Genomic DNA, 18585 nt, shown 5'->3' on the forward strand with positions numbered 1-18585 from the left:
TCTTTACCGGACTGTACGCCGTCCGTTTAATTTCTCTGCCAGAATCGCGCCGATGTCGGCAAGCGGGCCCGGCTGGCACATATCTTTATGGCGGCAGTCTAAGTCATACCGCTCGATTTTCCCCGTAATATACGGTTTCCAAGTATCCGGCTCAATCGGGTCAAACCACTCCGGAATAATCGTGGATCTGAAGAACAGCACATCTCCGTGGAACGGCTTCGGCTTGTATGTTCCTAACAGCCCGACAGAATTAACGTACGTGTCTTTCAGATTCATCATCACTGACTCGTCCAGACTGGCTAATGCGCTTCCCTCACGGCGGAGAATGGTCAGCGCGGTGTCAAAATCAAGCGGCTGATCCCCGAGGCTGTCCGGGTCGTACCCTCCCAGGGCAAGCAGCGCAATAACGGCTTCCTCGTCATCAGGCGCATTTTTTATCGGCAGAAAATGATTCGGATACGCGTCAAGCATCACCAAAAGCGAAACCTCTTCACCCCGGCTCTGTAATTGTGTCGCCATGGCCTGAATGACATTCCCTCCGAGAGACCAGCCGAGCAGACGGTACGGCCCTTTCGGCTGCACGGTGCGGATTTTTTCAATATAATCCGCCGCCATGTCATCTAAGCTTTGCGGAAGCGGTTCTTTTTTTCCGATGCCTCTCGCCTGTAAGCCGTATATCGGATAATCAGCCTCTAAAGAAGACATCAGCCCGGCATAACACCAGCTGAGACCGCCGGCCGGATGGACACAGAACAACGGTGTTTCTTCTCCTGCCGTTCTGAGCGGAAGAAGAACATCAAGCGCGCTTGTGCCCGTTCCTGACTCAAGTCTTTCAGCAAGGCTTGCCACCGTAGGAGCTTCAAATAATGTTCCGATACTCAGCTCGGCTCCCATCGCTTCCCGAATACGGCTCATTAAATGAACCGCAAGCAAAGAATGGCCGCCTAAATCAAAGAATCTGTCATCAATACCGACACGCGGCAGGTGAAGCACCTCTGCGAACAGCTCACACAGCATTTCTTCCTGCGGCGTTCTCGGTCCCCGGCCGGTGACCTCCGTTTGGAAGTCAGGCGCAGGGAGCGCTTTTCGGTCAAGCTTTCCATTCGGTGTCAGCGGCAGTTCATTCATTTTGACAAAAGCTGACGGAACCATGTAATCCGGCAGGCTTTCTTCGGCAAACCGGCGCATGTCCCCCGTGTCCAAGGTGCTGCCGGCAGATCGGACAAGGTAGGCGGCCAGCCGTTTATCTCCCGGCCGGTCTTCACGGACGACTACGGCAGCATCCTCGACATCCGGATGTTTGACGAGAACCGCTTCGATTTCTCCCAATTCAATCCGGAAGCCGCGGATTTTAATCTGGTGGTCCGCTCTGCCCATATAATCAAGAGAACCGTCCGTCCGCAGACGGGCTAAATCCCCTGTCCGGTACATTCTCGTTCCCGGCGGGCCGTACGGATCAGCCACAAAGCGTTCGGCGGTCAGGCTTTGCCGCCCTAAGTAACCGCGTGCCACGCCTCCTCCGGCCACATACATTTCGCCCGTGATGCCCGGAGGCACAGGCTCCAGCCGGTCATCAAGCACATATACGTTCAGATCAGGAATGCCGCAGCCGATGAGGCTGTTTGCCTTCAGTTCGGCAATGTTTTTGTCTAATTCAAGGTAACTGACGTGCACCGTCGTTTCCGTAATGCCGTACATATTCACGAGCACCGGCTGATTGTCCGCGTGGCGGCTGTACCAATCCTCAAGCCGGCTCAGCTCAAGCGCCTCGCCGCCGAAGATGATATATCTGAGTGCGAGCTGACGCCCCAGCTCTTTGTGTTCTTTTTCCGCATGCATCAGCTGGTAAAACGCTGACGGCGTTTGGTTAAGTACGGTCACCCGCTCTTTCACGAGGAGATGTAAAAACGCTGCCGGCGATCTGCTGATGTCATGCGGCACGACGACGAGACGTCCGCCGTGAAGCAACGGCCCCCACATTTCCCAGACAGAGAAATCGAAAGCGTAGGAGTGAAACATCGTCCATACATCATCAGAATGAAAGTGATACCAATGCCGCGTCGACTCAAACAGCCTGATAACATTGCTGTGCGGAATGATGACACCTTTCGGCACACCTGTTGATCCCGACGTGTAAATGACATAGGCCGGGTGAAGCGGTGACAGCGGACGAATACGGTCGGCATTCTCAGGGTTCGTGACGGCATATTGCCGAAGTGTTTCCTTGTTCTGCGGATCATCCAAGATGAAGGCCGGCATGCCGCTTTCGATAGAGAGCTTACTTGCGCCTTCACGATTGGTGAGCATAAATACAGGCTTGGCATCATGTAACATAAAAGCGATGCGGTCCGCGGGATAATCAGGATCAAGCGGCAGATACGCTGCCCCCGTCTTCAGGACGGCTAACAGCCCGACAATCATATCTAAAGAACGCGGCAGCGCCAGTGCGACAAACTGCTCCGGGCCGACGCCGCGGGCAATCATCATATGCGCGAGCTGATTGGCTCTTTCATTCAGCTCTTTATAAGTGAGCCCGCTCTCTTCAAATACTGCCGCCGTTTCATCCGCTTTTGCGGCGGCCTGTATTTCAAACAATTCAGGCAGTGTCTGCCGAGGCTGAATATGCTGTTTTGCCCGTTTAACCGGCAAAAGCTTCCGGCGCTCTTCATCAGAAAGAATGGTTAAGCTTCCGATCGGTTTATCCGGATGTGATGCGGCATCTTCGAGCAGAAGAAGCAGGCGTCCGGCAAGTGCTTCAGCCGTTTCTTTTCTGAATAAGTCCGTACTGAACTCCAGCAGGCCTTCAATACCGGCAGGCGTGCCGTCGTCATGGCGCTGTTCAGCCAATTCCAGCGTCAAATCAAATTTGGACGATCCGACACTGCTGATTTGCAGACTTGTTTCCATATCAGGAAGACTGAGTACAGGATCAGGCGTATTTTGGAATGCGAGCATCACTTGGAACAGCGGATGTCTTGACCGGGAACGAACCGGATTCAATTCTTCCACGAGACGTTCAAACGGCACGTCCTGATGTTCATATGCTGCGAGATTCATTTCCCTGACCCTTTCAAGGAGCTCACAAAAGCTCGGATCGCCAGAGGTATCGGTTCTCAGTACGAGTGTATTAATGAACATACCCACAAGGTCTCCCAATGCGTCATCACTGCGGCCGGCTATCGGACTGCCGATCGGAATATCGGTCCCTGCACCGAGCCGGGTCAGTAACGCGGAAAGCCCTGATTGAAGCACCATAAACAGGCTTACGCGCTGATTTCTGGCAAGTGAGAGAAGACGGGCATGAAGCTCTTGGCCAATGTTGACCGGAATGACGCCGCCCCTGTAGCTTGATTCAGCAGGACGCGGAAAATCAGACGGCAGCTCCAGCTGATCCGGTACATTTTCAAGCGTTTTCTTCCAGAAATCCAGCTGGCGCGCGATTAAGCTCTCAGAATCAGACGCGCTGCCTAAAAGCTGCTGCTGCCAAAGCGCATAATCCGCATATTGAACCGCCAGCGGCGCCCATTCTGCTTTTTCACCTGTTTGCCGGGCGATATAGGCTATGGATAAGTCACGCATGAGCGGATTCAAGGACCAGCCGTCACCTGCGATGTGATGCAGGAGAATCATCAGCGTATACTCGCCGTCACCAAGATCAAACAGCTCAGCCCGGACGGCCGGCTCTTTAGCGAGATCAAACCGATATCGTGCCGCAGCGGCAAGCATGTCTTGGAGCTCGTTTTTGTCTGCACGTGTCACTGTAAACACAGGGCGGGCATCTTCAGCAGATAAAATGAGCTGATGAGATGATCCCTTATTTTCCGGAAAAACAGTGCGCAGGCTTTCATGACGGCTGACAACATCGTAAAAGGCGTGTTTCAGCGCTGATTGGTCAAGCTTGCCTGACATGCGGACAATCACCGGAATGTTGTAAGTCGGGCTTGGCCCTTCAAGACAGTAGAGAAACCAAAGACGCAGCTGCGCAAATGACAGCGGGATGTGCTCCGGCCGGTCAAACGGCTTGAGCTTAGGCCGCGCACTCTTTGCGGTGTCAAGCTGTGCGGCGAGCCCGGCAACGGTCGGCGTATCAAACAGACGGCCGATGCCAAGCTCTGCGCCCATCGTCTCCCGGACCCGGCTCATCAGGCGTCCGGCTAAGAGCGAATGTCCGCCCAATTCAAAGAACCCGTCATCAATTCCGACCCGCGCGAGACCGAGAACCTCGGCAAACAGATCGCATAATATTTCCTCCTGCGGCGTCCGCGGCCCTCTGTCAGACAGGACAGCGGAAAAATCAGGTGCAGGCAGAGCGCTGCGATCGAGCTTCTTATTCGGCGTCAGCGGCAATTCTTTCAGCTGTACAAACGCGCCCGGCACCATATAATCCGGCAGGCTTTCGGCCATATATGCACGAAGTCCGCCGATATCAAGGGGCTGATCCGCGACAGCGTAAGCCGCCAGCCGCTTATCTCCCGGCTGGTCTTCACGGACAATGACGGCGGCCTGCGAAATACCCGGGTATTTCGACAGCACTGACTCAATTTCTCCTAATTCTATCCGGAACCCGCGGATTTTAATTTGGTGATCGGCTCTGCTGATATAATCAAGCGAGCCGTCCTCACGCCAGCGCACGAGATCTCCCGTCCGGTACATCCTCGCGCCCGCGGGCCCGTACGGATCGGCAATGAATCTTTCAGCTGTTAAATCAGGACGGTTATAATAACCTCTGGCAAGCCCCTCACCCGCGATATAAAGCTCGCCCGCGACTCCCGGCGGGACGGGCTGCAATGCGGCGTCCAGCACGTATACCCGTGTGTTCCAAATCGGCGTTCCGATCGGAGGCGCCCCCGTATGGTCTTTTGCAAGCGGCTGTGCGGCCGACCAGATTGTTGTTTCAGTCGGCCCGTACAGATTCGTCACCGTACAGCCTGATTCAAGCAGAGCATGCATAAGCGCGTTCGGAAGCGCCTCACCTCCGACAAGCACCCGCAGCGCCCGGAGAGAATCCGGTTCATTGGTGACTAATGAATGCCACAATGTCGGCGTTGCCTGCATGATTGAAATACCGTATGAGTGAATCATGTGCGCAAGCGCCCGCGGTTCCTGAATCGTCTCTTTACGTGCGATGACGCACCCCGCCCCGCTGATGAGCGGAAGGAAGAGCTCAAGTCCGGAAATATCAAACGCCGCAGTCGTAACGGCAAGCAGGCGGTCTTGTTCGCCGAGCGGGAACATTTCCCGCATGGATAAGAGGAAATTGCTTACGCTTTTTAATGTGACGACTACGCCTTTCGGTTTGCCCGTTGAGCCCGATGTATAAATGATATAAGCGGGGTGCAAAGGCGAACATTCCGCCTGAGCGGGACAGTCAGCATTTTGAGCGGCAACGGTTTTTACCGTATCCAGGTCATCGAGAATGATCCTTTTTGCATCACTGTCTTCCGGCATGCGGCCGGATAATTCCATCGTTGTAATCAGGCATGCAGGCTGTGCATCTTTGAGCATGTATGTGATCCGCTCAGAAGGAAAATCAGGATCAAGCGGCAGGTATGCGGCTCCCGTTTTCAAAACGGCCAGCATGCTCACGGCCAACTCCTGTGACCGCGGAAGCAGCAAAGCGGCAAATTGTTCCGGTCCCAGCCCCTTTTCCTTTAGCATGCCGGCAAGCTGGTTCGCGCGCTTGTTCAATTCGGCATAGCTGAGCTCTTCGTTTTCGGTGATGATTGCCGGCCGGTCCGGTGTTTTTACGGCCTGTTCGTAAAACAGCTCCGGCAGACTTTTCTGCTTCTCGGCCTTGCGCGTGTCATTCCAGCTTTCCAGTACGCGGAGACGTTCACTTTCAAGCAGAAGGTTGAGTGTGCCGATTTTTTGTGTCTGGTCCTTCACAGCGGATTCCAACAGAAGCAGGAATCGTTTTTGATGGTTTTCAATATCTTCGGCGCTGTACACTTCCGGATTCGCATCAAAGTCCACACGCATTCCGCTTCCGTCCGCTCTGTCGTAAACGTTAATTGACAAATCATCAACGGGCCCGGCTGATAAGTTATGAACGGCGCCCGGCGCTCCGGCGAAATCAAGCGCGTAGTCAAACGGCATCACATTGACTTGCGGGCCGAACAGCCTGCGATTTTCTCCGAGCAATTTAAGGTCGCGGCGCATATCTTCATGGCGGTATTTCTGATGGCGCCGGATGTTTCGGATTTCTTTTGCCACTTGGCTGACGGCCTCATGAAAATTCATATCCGGGCGAAGAGAAAGCCGTAAAGGCAGAAGATTCATGACCATACTCGGAATATTCAGTGAAATCGAGCCGATCCGCCCCATCATCGGTAAGCCGAGTACGATATCCCCCGCGTTTGTCATCCGGTGGACATATACCGCCGCTGCGGCCGTGACGGCTTCATGCCAGTTCGGAATCGCTTTTACATGCTGTAAAGCCGTTTCAGAAAGATAAGCCGTGCTTCTCCGAAAACGTGTTGACGTTCTCGGCGCTCTTTCCGCCAAACTGACGACATCAGGTTCATCCGCAAATTTCTCCATCCAAAATTCCCGATCTCTCAGGAATTGATCAGACGCGCGGTATTCTTGTTCTTCTTTTACCAGCTCCTCCAAAGAGCCGAAGGAGCGCCCTTTATCCGGACGTCCCTCCCGTATTGCGGTGTACATTTGCGCCGTACGCCGTGCCAGCAGTGAAAAACCGTAGCCGTCTATCGCAATGTGGTGAATGCGCTGATACCAGAAAAAGCGTTCCGGTCCCGCCTGAAATAAAATGTCGCGGAACAAAGGCCCGGCCGCCATATCGACGGGCTCAGCCAAATCTGTCTGCATGAGTCTGAGTGCGGCCTCTTTCGGATCAGCTTCTGAACTCACATCTATGACATCGATCGCAGCCTCAAATGGAGGATTGATGATCTGCTTCGGCCCGTCTGCTCCCTCTTCGAAGCGGGCGTGTAATGACGCGGCTTCCATCAGCACGCGTTCGAGAGCGGTTTTAAATATGTTCACATCGATCGCGCCGTTTATCTCAACGTACTCGCCTGTATTGTAAATCGGATTATCAGGATCAAGCTGCTGCGCAAACCAGATACCGGCCTGTGCGCCTGTCAGAGGCAGCTGTTGTGTATCATGCATTCTATTCTCTCCCTTTATAAATAATCTGCGTTCGGCAAGACTTTTTGAGATCGGGAAGAAAGAAGTCTCCACCACTCTTCCAGCGTCGGGTTCTCCGCCAGTTCCACAAACGTCACTTCAGCTCCGTCACGGCGCCATTGTTCGACAAGGCTCATGATTCTGACGGAGTCAAGACCTCTGTCCAGCAGGTCTTCATGATCCGGAATATCAGACGGTGATTCTTGAAGAATCGCCGCAATTTGTTCCCGCACCCGGTCTTTTGTCAATACGGCGGAAACCTTCTCTTCTCCTTCAGAAACCGGCGCGCCGCCCAGCAGCTCCAGTACTTCGTTTGTCAAAGCCGTGTAAGCGCAGCGCTGAGACGCATATTCGATGGCCATCTTATGTTTTTCTGAAGAAAAATCAGCAACGGCGTCTCCGATAAAGAAGCTTTGGATATCATCCATAAATGCTTCACAGGCTGTGACGAGACAGCCGATGTGTGCATAAATTCCTGTAATCATGAGCTGGTCTCTGCCGCTTTCACGCATGATGTCAAGGAGATTCGTCCGTTTAAACGCGCTGTATCTCCACTTTGTGAGGACAATGTCCTGATCATCCGGGGCAAGCTCCGGAATGACCTTTTCTTCATAAGGCCCGCTTTTTAGCCCCGGCCCCCAAAAATCCGTCAGCAGCGCGCGGTCCGCCGGGTCTTGGCTGCCCGGCTGCGCGGTATACACCACCGGAATGCCGAGTGCTTTGCATTGCTCTTTTATTTTTTTGATATTCTGAGCCGCCTCCGTGATCGGAGCCTCACCTTTCGCAAAAGCATCGACGAAATAATTCTGCATGTCATGGATCAGAAGCACCGCGCGTTTCGGATTCAGCGTCCACGATACTTTATTTTCAGGCATATCTGACGCTGTCGGCAGCGCATATGCGGGAATAGACGGTATAGCCAATGTAAACACTTCCTTTTTTAAGATTGTTTGATTTCAGCCGGCTTTACTTTTTGGGCGATCGTTTCGCGAAGATCCTTTTTACTGACCTTGCCGACGCCGGTTTTCGGGAAAGAAGCGATAAATTCAATCCGGTCGGGGATTTTATATGCCGCCAATCCGCGCTCACGTAAAAATGCTTTCAGCTCTCCCGGTTTCGGCGCTTCTCCTTTCGGGATGACGAACACACAGGATCGCTCCCCGAGAAAATCATCCGGCATTGAAACCATGGCCGCATCATGAACGGCAGGATGCGCAAGAAGGTGATTTTCCACCTCCTCAGCGGCTATTTTTTCACCGCCCCGATTGATTTGATCTTTCGCACGTCCTTCGACGATGATATAGCCGTCCGCCGTCAGTTTGACGATATCGCCGGTCTGATAAAATCCGTCGGCTGTGAATGATCTTTCATTATGTTCAGGCGCTTTATAATATCCGCGAATCGTGTAAGGGCCGCGTGTAAACAAATGTCCCGCTTCACCGGGGGCGACATCCCGCCCGTCATCGTCTAAAACCCTTACCTCATCAAAAGGTGACATCGGTCTGCCTTGCGTATTGACAATGATTTCTTCAGGATCATCCAGTCTCGTATAATTCACCAATCCTTCCGCCATTCCGAAAACCTGCTGAAGGGTGCATCCGAAAGCGCTCTTTACGCGGCGGGCCGCCTCAGCGCTGAATTTGGCGCCTCCCACCTGCAGCACTTGAAGGCTTGATAAATCATCACTTCGCGAACCGGATGCGTCCATCCACACCATCGCAAGCGGCGGGACGAGCGCTGTAATTGTGACACGTTCTTTTTCAATTAACGGGAAGCAGTCATCCGGACTCGGCGTCGGTGACAGAACAACCCGGCCTCCGGCATATAAAGTTCCCAACACACCCGGCGAGCTGAGCGGATAATTATGCGCTGTCGGCAGAGCGGCCAAATAAACGCTGTGATGATCCAAGCCGCATATTTCCGCGCTGATGCGCAAACTGTATATGTAATCGTCGTGTGTTCGCGGAATCAGCTTGGACAGCCCCGTACTGCCTCCTGAAAGCTGTAAAAAGGCGACTTCCGCCGGGCTTACTTCTTCCAGCTGAACAGGCTCTCTATGCAGGCTGCTCAGTTCTTGAAACTCTTCAGCTTCGCCGGCCACAATGACATGCGCTAAATCCGGAAGTTTGTCTTTCACCTGTCTGGCAAGCGCTCTGTAATCAAAACCTGAATGCATATCAGGAATGATGTATGCTTTCGCCTCTGCAAACTCGCAGAAATACGTAATCTCACTGCTTCTATGAGAAGGCAGTGCGAAAACGGGCAGCGCTCCGAGCCGGAACAGCGCGAAAATCACTTCAAAAAACTCAGCGATATTCGGCAGCTGAACGACAACGCGGTCTTCCTTTTGAATTCCAAGCTTACGCAGTCCCGCCGCTAAACGATCGGCCCTTTCATCTAATTCTTTGTAGCTCCAATGTACATCTTTACACGTCACGGCAGTTTGATTTCCGTATAAAGCCGCGCGCTCTTTCAGCATTCCTCCGAACGTCTCACCCTTCCAGCAGCCGTCTTTTCGGTATTTGTCAGCCCATTCTTCCGGCCATGGCGTAAATCCAGTCAGCACGATCCGTTCCCTCCTTTTTTACAACTCATCTTGGTAAAGCCCCATCGCCCGGAGCATGGTGCGGAATTTCGCCGATGTTTCGTCCAATTCATCCTGCGGCTTTGATCCGGCGACAATCCCGGCACCCGCAAAGAGCCGGAGAGACCTTGTTTCCGCTTCGGCGCAGCGGAGTGCGATAATCCATTCTCCGTCACCCTCAGCATCACACCAGCCCGCCATTCCCGTGTAGAAATTGCGGTCAAACGGCTCAATATCCTGAATCGCTTCTCTCGCCGCATCCGTCGGCGTTCCGCATACCGCGGGTGTCGGATGCAGGGCGATGGCCAGCTCAAGTGATGTCGTTGACGGATCACGCAGCTCTCCCTTTACCTCGGTGGACAGGTGCCACATCGCCTCAGTTTTAATGAGTGACGGTTTTTCCGGCACATCAAGCACACGGCAGAACGGTTTAAGGGCGGCGGCCACGGCGGCCACGACTACGGCATGTTCATGCAGATCTTTTGCTGATTGCAGCAGTTCTTCCGCTCTTCTCTGATCCTCGGCGGGATCTGTGCTGCGAGGTCTGGAACCTGCCAGCGGATTGGACAGAATTGATGTTCCATTTTTGGACAGCAGCAGTTCAGGACTTGCGCCGAAAAGCGTTTTTCTTGTTTCTGACGTTCCCGTCACATCCGCAGCGAATGTATAGCCGCGCGGGTTGTGCTGCGCCAAATGCTTGACGGCCTGAGGAATGTCGATATCCTTTTCAGCGGTCAGATGAAGCGTCCTTGACAGCACGATTTTGCTGAGCGGACCGTCCGTAATGTTGAATACGCCTTGTTCCACACCGCTCATAAAGCCCTCAGGCTCCGGAACGGGACAGATGTCATATGTATTGGATTGCGGCTTTTCTGCGGAAGATTCCGCAAACGAAAGCGGGCCTGCCGTATGGACATTCTTCGGTACAAAAAGCCGGGAAGCTTTTCTGCCGTCAAAAGGAATGGCGCCGGCCGCAATCGGATGTTTGATGCCGGCTTGCTTTGCCTCAAGAAGCGTCTGTCTCACGCGTTCAGGCATTGAATCCAGCTGATTTACCGCGTCTGTATCAGGCACTTCCGCAAACATTCCTTCCGCAAGCATCGTACTTTTCGGGGAAGCTAAAAAGAACGCCCCGGGCTTGTAAGCGTCCAGCACCTCTTTTGCTGACACTTCCGCCAATAAATGTTGATTTGTCATGTTTGTCCCTCCTTCTCGTTAAATCAAATGCCTAAAGTAGCGCCGCCATCAACGCATAAATCATGCATCGTAATATGGTTTGCCTGTTCAGAAGCCAGAAACAAAACGGCATTTGCAATATCAGAAGGCTTCGCAAGCTTTTGAAGCGGAATTCCCGTTTTATATGTATCAAGCGAACCTCTGATGACGTCCCGGGCTCCGTTCTCGTCCTGCCACAGCGCCCGCTGCATGTCGGTTTCCGTTGAACCCGGAGATACGATGTTGCAGCGGATATGATGGGCAGCAAGCTCCAGTCCGAGACATTTCGTAAACATGGCGGCAGCCGCTTTTGACGCCGCATAAGCCGCCATGGAAGCACGCGGAACGCCGGCTGCATTCGAACCGACCGTAACGATGGCGCCTTTTTGACGCTCAATCATGTACCGGCTTACAGCCCGCGATACATGAAAAACGCCGGTCGTATTAACAGAAAATGTTTGATCCCAATCTTCATCACTGAGGGATTGCACCGGACCCGGCCGCAGCACGCCCGCAACGTTCGCCAATATTTCAATAGGCCCCATGTCGCGTTCAACGGCGGCGATGATATCATTGACAGCCGCACTGTCAGATACATCTGCGGCAAACCCCTGCGCCTGCACGCCTTTTTTCCGAAGTCTGTCAGTAAGCCCGAGAAGCAGGTCTTCATTTGTATCTATAGCTGCCACATTTACGCCTTGTTCAGCAAGGGCAAGCGCTGTTGCTTCTCCGATGCCTTGAGCGGCGCCGGTGACAACGGCCGTTTTCCCTTTCATTCCCAATGCGTCCATATTATCATTCCCTTTCTATATTGATAATGATTATCATTATCAATTATGATTCAAGACAATCATATCCAAATCAAAACACGCAGTCAATTAGAAAATTAGAATCAGCCGCATTTAGTTCGAAGGGCCTGTTTTTTCTCATGCGGGAGAATACGGGGTATGCGGCCCTCCCGGATTCAGGCAGAAACGCAGGGCTCTGCTGATTAAAACGGGCAGGACAGAAATATGGCCTTCTCCTTCAAACTCGCTGTATTCAGCACGGACTCCTTCATCTTCAAACCCGGATAATAAAGAGTACAGCGCCTCTGCGTGCTGCGGGATTCTGCTTTTATGTGTTTTTTCAATTTCTCCCGCAGCCAGCAATACGCTGACTTGAAGATTTTCCGCAGAGAGCCGGTCTGACAAACGTTCCGCTTTTTCCTGAATAAAACGCTTGTTCCAGTGAATTGACGGACTCCCGGCAACATAGGTCTGAAACATGTCCGGCCTCGTCAAAAGCACTTGCAGCACAAAAAGACCGCCCAGCGAATGGCCGAAAATCGTCTGCCTGCCTCTGTCGATCGGATAATCCCGCTCCATCGCGGGCTTTACTTCTTCTTCTATAAACTCCAGAAATGCTTCCGCCCCTCCCTGTTCGGGCCATGCCGCGCCGCGCGGATGCACCGGCAGTTCTGATTCAGAAAGCGGCATCGTAAAATCACTGTGACGTTCGGCGGAAAACGGCTGATCTGTCGGGTAGCCGATTCCGACAATCACCGCCGGAACAACGCCTGTTTTTTCAGGCCGTCGGCTTTGCACCCGCAAAGCTTCGGTCATTGTGCCGAACACGGAATTCGCATCGAGCAGGTATATGACGGGGAAGCCGGATGCAGGCGGTTCTTCCTGAGGAAAAGAGACAAAGATACGATACGTACGGCCTCCTTTTGAGCGCATTTCTCTTACTTCTGTGCCCGGAACCGCGTATCGGCCGGCCGGCGCGAAACCCCGCTTTATTTGTTTTCCGTCCATTATGTGTTCATCCCCTTTGCGGCAATTGCTTTATCTATGCTTACTGATAATGATTTTCAATATCAAAAGACACCTCAAATAATAGGTTTTTTGCCAAACAAAGTCAATGGATTTTCGATATAAAAAAAGCACCTTATTTCAATAAGGTACCTAAGAACTATATCGTGATAGGAGGCTTAATCCCATGTAAAGCGCTCATTCTTCCATGGATCTCCCCTCATATGGTAGCCGTTTTTCTCCCAGAAGCCGGGGTGGTTTTCCTTTGTAAACTGAATGCCGCGCAGCCATTTTGCGCTTTTCCAAAAATAAAGATGGGGGAAAACGCCTCTGAGCGGATAGCCGTGCTCTGGCGTTAACGGCTCGCCGTTATGCGCATATGCCAGCAGGGATGTTTCCCGCGTAAAATCAGAAAGCGGCAGGTTGGCCGTCCAGCCCTCTTCAGCGTGCAGAATGACGAATCCCGCTTCTTTGTGCACGCCCGCTTTCTCAGCGATGTCTTTGGCGCGTATTCCCTGCCAGATATTATCAAGACGGGACCAGCCCGTGACGCAATGAATATCATTTTTCACTTCGGCTTCAGGAAAGGCTTTGATATCTTCAAAGCTTAACAGCATAGGACGGTCAACAAGCCCGTACACTTGCAGATTCCATTTTGACATATCTTCATAATAAGGAACATTTCCGGCGTGAAGCACGGGAAACTTCGTTGTGACATTTTGGTTTGGCGGAATCCGTTCCGACTGTTTTGTTTGTTTCGTTTTCCCGAAAAACATATGGCTCCCTCCATTTAGTAAACCTGCATTAAATCTTTGTTGACAATCAATCACCCTTCGATTACGCTAATCTGGTACAAGTGTAAGGGGGAAAAACAAATGAAACAACGCAACCTTCGCGCGGGCGATATGGCGCTTATCGGCATGTTTGCCGCACTGATGGCCGTCGGCGCCAACATTACATCAATGGCTCCTTTTTTGCAAGTTGCGGGAATTCCGTTATCGTTGCAGCCTTTCTTTTGTCTGTTAGCCGCGATGCTTCTCGGCGCCAGACGGGCAGCCATTGCAATGACGGTATACGCATTGGCCGGACTCGCGGGTGCGCCTGTTTTCGCTCAATTCTCAGCAGGCTTTGCGCCGTTTATCGGAAAGAGCGGCGGATTTATTCTCGCTTACATCCCGGCGGCATTTGCAGCCGGATGGCTGCTGGAAAAAACAAAAAAACCCGGCCGCCTGCATTATGCATGGGCCTCTTTGATCGGTACCGCCGTCATTTATATCATTGGCACGACCTATACGTATATTGCGCTGAAATTATGGCTTCATGCTCCGATCAGCTACGGAATGGCCTGGTTTTACATGATATGGTTTTTCATAAAAGATATCGTTTTAGCACTGTTATTGGCATCAATCGCGCCTGCCGTATACAGGTCTATTCATAAAGCGACGGGGTTCAGCAGAAATCCGGCGTAAGATGTTCTCAGCATACAAAAAGGCTCCCCTTTCCAGGAGCCTTTTTTTTACAGGACAAGCGCGGCAATCCAGCCGAATATCACAAGCGGAATGTTATAGAAAATAAATGTCGGTACGCACGTATCCCAAATGTGGTGGTGCTGTCCGTCGGCGCTGAGGCCTGACGTCGGCCCGAGCGTACTGTCACTTGCAGGAGAACCCGCATCACCGACCGCGGCGGCCGCTCCGATTACGGCGATCGTCGCCATCGGGCTGAATCCGAGCTGAGCGCACAGCGGGACAAATATGGTCGTAATGACGGGTACGGTTGCAAATGATGATCCGATTCCCATCGTGATTAATAAACCGACCACCAGCATCAGGAGCGCGCCTAATGATTGGCTGTGGCCGATAAAGCCTGTTGATGCTTTGACCAAGGAAGCCACATCGCCCGTTTTATTCAATACATTTGAAAAACCGGCTGCAACAAGCATGACAAACCCGATAAAAGCCATCAGAATCATGCCGTCCGTGATCAGCTTATCCGCTTCATTGCGCTTCATGACTCCGCTGATAAACAGCGTAAACAAGCCGGCAAGCGCGCCCATGATCATACCTTCCACTCCGAGCACTTGTGACAGATAGAGCTGAACGGCAAGCGACACGGCAATGGAGATCAGGGCGATGGCAATGCTTTTTTTCGTATAAGGAGAAGACGATAGTCCGGCAATCTCCTTCGTCTCATATTTCTTCGGTTTCCGGAAGACGATGACGGCTAAAATTAAACCGACCGCCATCCCGGCCGTCGGGATGATTAAAGCATACGGGATATCACTGAGCGGCACCTTTAAACCGGCTGACGCCATATTATCTCTCAGCATCCCCTGGAAAATCTGTCCGAATCCGACAGGCAGAACGATATACGGCGCAGTCAGTCCGAATGTCATCACACACGCGATCAGCCTGCGGTCTATTTCAAGTTCGTTAAATATTTTTAAAAGCGGCGGAATCAATACAGGAATAAACGCAATGTGAACGGGCACCACGTTTTGCGAGAAACAGGATATGATTAAAATAATCAGTACGATTAACACTTTTGACAGTGCTTTTTTCCGCGAATCTTCCTTTTTTCCGATTAGTTTGACAGACGCTTCCACCATTGCATCGGGAAGCCCCGTCTTTGTCAGCGCCGCGGCAAATGCTCCGAGCAGCGCGTAGCTGACCGCGACGGTGGCATTTCCGCCGAGACCGTCCGTAAAAGCCTTCACCGTCTCTCCGAGGCCTAAGCCGCCGGTCAGCCCGCCGGCAAGCGCGCCGATCATTAAAGCTATAATAATATTGACACGCAGCAGGCTTAAGACGAGCATAAGCAGTACTGCGACAACAACAGCATTCATTGATGAGTCCCTCCAAAAATCCTTTAGTTTGCTAATGTAGTAGATAATTAAAGTTACCATAGATTCTGCGCTTTAGTCAACTAAAGATTTTGGAAATCAAAAAACCCGCTGCATCAAGGCAGCGGGCTGCTGTTATCTTTCGGGCGTAAACCGCTCAGTCAAAACAGCCAACGTCCTTGCCATGACGCCTGTTGCGCCGGCAGGGCCGAAGCATGTCGCTTTATTCGCCGTTGCGGTTCCCGCAATATCGAGATGAACCCACGGCGTGTTTTCCGCGAATTCACCAATGAATGCCCCCGCCATAATCGCGTGGCCTTCTCTTCCCGGAGAATTGTTCAAATCAGCCATCTGACTGTTTCTCACCCGTTTTTTATCCTTTTCTGTAATCGGAAGCTGCCAGATCGGCTCGCCGGATTCTTTCGCCGATTCCGCCACCTGTTCATAAAACGCGGCGTGATTAGTCATAGCGCCCGTCATTTCGTTCCCTAAGGCGACAATGACACCGCCCGTTAACGTTGCGACGTCTACGAGGACAGAGGCTCCGTGCTGCTTGGCGTATGTGATGCCGTCGGCAAGCACGAGACGCCCTTCCGCATCGGTGTTCAGGATCTCAATGGTTTTTCCGCTGAGCGAAACGATGACATCATCCGGCTTCATCGCATCGGACGAAATCATGTTGTCCGTAGACGGTATGACAGCGAGCACGTTTTGTTCAGGCCGCAGTTCGCCGATAATCTCCATTGCCCCTAATACCGAGGCGGCCCCTCCCATATCGCTTTTCATGCCGACAATGCCGGTTTTCGGCTTAATTGAATATCCGCCCGTATCAAAGGTAATTCCTTTACCGACCAGGCCGATGACGTCTTCCCACTGATCTTTGCCCTGATACTTCAGAACGATCATTTTCGGCGGTTCGGATGAGCCCTTGTTAACGGCAAGCAGCCCGCCCATGCCGAGCTCTTCCATTTCATCTTTTTCTAAAATTTCACACTCGAAATCGTATTTCGCCGCAAGCTCGGCGGCATATGACGCCAAATCAGTGGCCGTCAGCATATTACCCGGCATATTCACAAGCGTGCGGGCTGAATTCGTCCCTTGGCCGTATGCCGCTCCGACGTTCAGGCCGGCCTGCACTTCCCTCAGGTCTTCTTCGGTCACGGCGCAGACTGATTTCAGTTCCTGATCCGGCTCATTCGATTTATGTTTATAATCCTGCACTTCGTAAACCGCAAGCAGACAGCTTTCTGAAAGCGCATGAGCGGCATCGGCGGCAGGCACTTCACCGGAGACGAATGTATCGAGCAACACGGATACTTCCTGTTTTTTATCTTGATGAACCTGCTGAAATACTCGTGCAAAGCATTCTTTCGTATCTTCAAACGAATAATCCGCTTCTCTTCCCAGGCCGATAAAATAAATACGTTTCATACCGGTCGCAGCCGGAGGGTATACTTTTGATACACGATTGCGTTTGGCGGACACATCACCATCCTTTAACAGCTGGGTCAGATGACCGTCCAATTTATCATCCAATTCCTTCGTAAATCCGTTCAGCGTGCTTTTTTGAAAAAGACCGATGACCAGTGTTTCGGGATGCCGCAGTTGATCAGATGCATAAAACATGAGTACACACTCCTTATGTGGGTATTTGTTATGTAAAGTGGTATAATGAAAAAACATTTTTCATTGATTTTATTTTACCAAACTAAGGGCGTTTTCTGCAGTTTTTCGATACGATCGGAATCAGCAGATACAGAAAGGATGTCGCATATGGATGTACTTATGAATTTTCCTTTACTGGCGAGTTTTGCCGCCATTATTTTTGCCCAAGTTGTAAAAGTGCCTATTCAATTTATCGTATCCAAAAAACTTGACTGGTCTCTTGTGACGAGCACCGGCGGCATGCCGAGCTCCCATTCCGCCGCCGTCACCGCGCTGTCAACCGGAGTCGCTTTGGAACAGGGACTGGACTCGCCCCTGTTTGCAGTCGCCGCGATTTTCGCCGTCATTACGATGTTCGACGCTACAGGTGTCAGGCGGCATGCGGGTGAACAGGCGACGGTCATTAATAAACTGGTCATCGACTTTAATCGGTTTGTCAGCGAAGCGAAGGACTTTCAGAAAGCGGAAGAGAAGGAAAAACAGAAGAAACTGAAAGAACTGCTCGGCCATCAGCCGATTGAAGTATTCTTCGGCGGCGTCACCGGTATTGTGCTGACATTGATTTTAGATTATTTCTTTATGTAAAAAACGCTTCAGCGGACGCTGAAGCGTTTTTATTCTTTTACCGTTTTGTATTGATTTCTGAACACTTGCAGCGACTTGGTTTCGTTCAGCTTTACAAGTTCGTCCTCGGTCACTGTGCCGTTCCCTTTTTTAATCATGTAGACCTCAAGTGTTTTTTTGCCCCAATTGTTATAGACGTCCTTGACGGTGTCAAAGTAGAGGTCAAGGCGGCTGCCTTTAATTTTTGAGCCGGTATCGGCGACAACCCCGTAACCGTAATTCGGTATAAACAGAATCGTCCCGATCGGGAAAACAGACGGATCGGCCGCAACAGTTGAATATAAATCTCGTTTGACCTTCACGCCTGAATATGTAATTCCGTACTGCGGATGCCCGGGAGATTTTCCGGTAGATTCCGCTCCGGCGGTATAACCGGTGGCCGTCACCTTTTGTGACGGATAGCGTTCCCAGTCAAAAGCTTCTTCCAGCGGTTTTACCCTGCCTGATGCCTTCTTTTCCGGCTGATTCTGTAAGGATTGAAACGGAGTGCCGATGTTTTTCAAAACGGCGCCGCGATGTTCCGTCATCCAATTTGTCAGATCCTTTGCTTCAACACCGGTTATGGAAAAGTATGTCGCATGGCATGCGCCCAAAAAGAGCACTATCATGAATACGCGTCTGATTATCGTCAATCTGAAATCACTCTCCTCCGAGTCATTGTTCCCAACTCGGTGAGGTGCTATACAAAAAGCGCTGCGACACAAAAAAAGCTT

12 protein-coding genes are annotated in these 18585 nt (G+C 51.8%); 2 read left to right on the plus strand and 10 right to left on the minus strand.

What is annotated here, in order from left to right; all coding sequences use genetic code 11:
* Window positions 1-3 precede the first annotated feature (3 nt).
* The 7 genes from J6600_RS14860 to J6600_RS14890 all read right to left on the minus strand — a co-directional run bounded on the left by J6600_RS14860 (window position 4) and on the right by J6600_RS14890 (window position 13517).
* Window positions 4-7131 (minus strand): amino acid adenylation domain-containing protein, encoded by a 7128-nt coding sequence (locus J6600_RS14860; RefSeq protein WP_209387551.1) that lies wholly within the window; start codon window positions 7129-7131, stop codon window positions 4-6.
* Between the two features lie 14 nt (window positions 7132-7145).
* Complete coding sequence (locus tag J6600_RS14865) at window positions 7146-8072, minus strand: isochorismatase (RefSeq protein ID WP_022553717.1); 927 nt, start codon at window positions 8070-8072, stop codon at window positions 7146-7148.
* A 17-nt stretch (window positions 8073-8089) separates the two neighbouring features.
* On the minus strand, window positions 8090-9715 hold the full coding sequence (locus J6600_RS14870) for a (2,3-dihydroxybenzoyl)adenylate synthase (RefSeq protein ID WP_209387552.1): 1626 nt from the start codon (window positions 9713-9715) through the stop codon (window positions 8090-8092).
* Between the two features lie 18 nt (window positions 9716-9733).
* Window positions 9734-10930, minus strand: coding sequence for an isochorismate synthase DhbC (dhbC, locus tag J6600_RS14875; RefSeq protein ID WP_209387553.1), 1197 nt, complete (start codon window positions 10928-10930; stop codon window positions 9734-9736).
* 23 nt (window positions 10931-10953) lie between these two features.
* Complete coding sequence (locus J6600_RS14880; protein ID WP_095273341.1) at window positions 10954-11739, minus strand: 2,3-dihydro-2,3-dihydroxybenzoate dehydrogenase; 786 nt, start codon at window positions 11737-11739, stop codon at window positions 10954-10956.
* A 135-nt stretch (window positions 11740-11874) separates the two neighbouring features.
* On the minus strand, window positions 11875-12744 hold the full coding sequence (locus J6600_RS14885) for an alpha/beta hydrolase (protein WP_209387554.1): 870 nt from the start codon (window positions 12742-12744) through the stop codon (window positions 11875-11877).
* Window positions 12745-12920: 176 nt separating this feature from the next.
* Window positions 12921-13517, minus strand: a complete 597-nt coding sequence (locus tag J6600_RS14890; protein ID WP_012118333.1) for a sulfite oxidase-like oxidoreductase — start codon at window positions 13515-13517, stop codon at window positions 12921-12923.
* A gap of 99 nt (window positions 13518-13616) precedes the next feature.
* Between J6600_RS14890 and J6600_RS14895 the strand changes: the two genes are divergently transcribed.
* Window positions 13617-14210: a biotin transporter BioY gene (locus tag J6600_RS14895; protein ID WP_007408702.1), complete on the plus strand. Its 594-nt coding sequence runs from the start codon at window positions 13617-13619 to the stop codon at window positions 14208-14210.
* Window positions 14211-14257: 47 nt separating this feature from the next.
* Here the strand turns inward: J6600_RS14895 and J6600_RS14900 are convergent, their stop codons facing one another.
* Both J6600_RS14900 and J6600_RS14905 read right to left on the minus strand, forming a co-directional pair.
* A complete protein-coding gene (locus tag J6600_RS14900; RefSeq protein WP_007613482.1) occupies window positions 14258-15586 on the minus strand; it encodes a Na+/H+ antiporter NhaC family protein in 1329 nt (442 codons plus the stop codon).
* A 132-nt stretch (window positions 15587-15718) separates the two neighbouring features.
* The gene (locus J6600_RS14905; RefSeq protein ID WP_007408704.1) at window positions 15719-17209 is read right to left on the minus strand and encodes a leucyl aminopeptidase; all 1491 of its coding nucleotides are present in this window, start codon (window positions 17207-17209) and stop codon (window positions 15719-15721) included.
* 147 nt (window positions 17210-17356) lie between these two features.
* On the opposite strand from J6600_RS14905, the gene J6600_RS14910 reads away from it, so the two are divergent.
* Window positions 17357-17833: a divergent PAP2 family protein gene (locus J6600_RS14910; RefSeq protein ID WP_021495380.1), complete on the plus strand. Its 477-nt coding sequence runs from the start codon at window positions 17357-17359 to the stop codon at window positions 17831-17833.
* A gap of 29 nt (window positions 17834-17862) precedes the next feature.
* Here the strand turns inward: J6600_RS14910 and J6600_RS14915 are convergent, their stop codons facing one another.
* Window positions 17863-18504, minus strand: coding sequence for a 3D domain-containing protein (locus tag J6600_RS14915; protein WP_017419440.1), 642 nt, complete (start codon window positions 18502-18504; stop codon window positions 17863-17865).
* Between the last annotated feature and the right edge of the window lie 81 nt (window positions 18505-18585).

Origin of the sequence: Bacillus sp. LJBV19 (genome assembly GCF_017797845.1) — a bacterium.
GTDB classification, from domain to species: Bacteria; Bacillota; Bacilli; order Bacillales; family Bacillaceae; genus Bacillus; species Bacillus velezensis.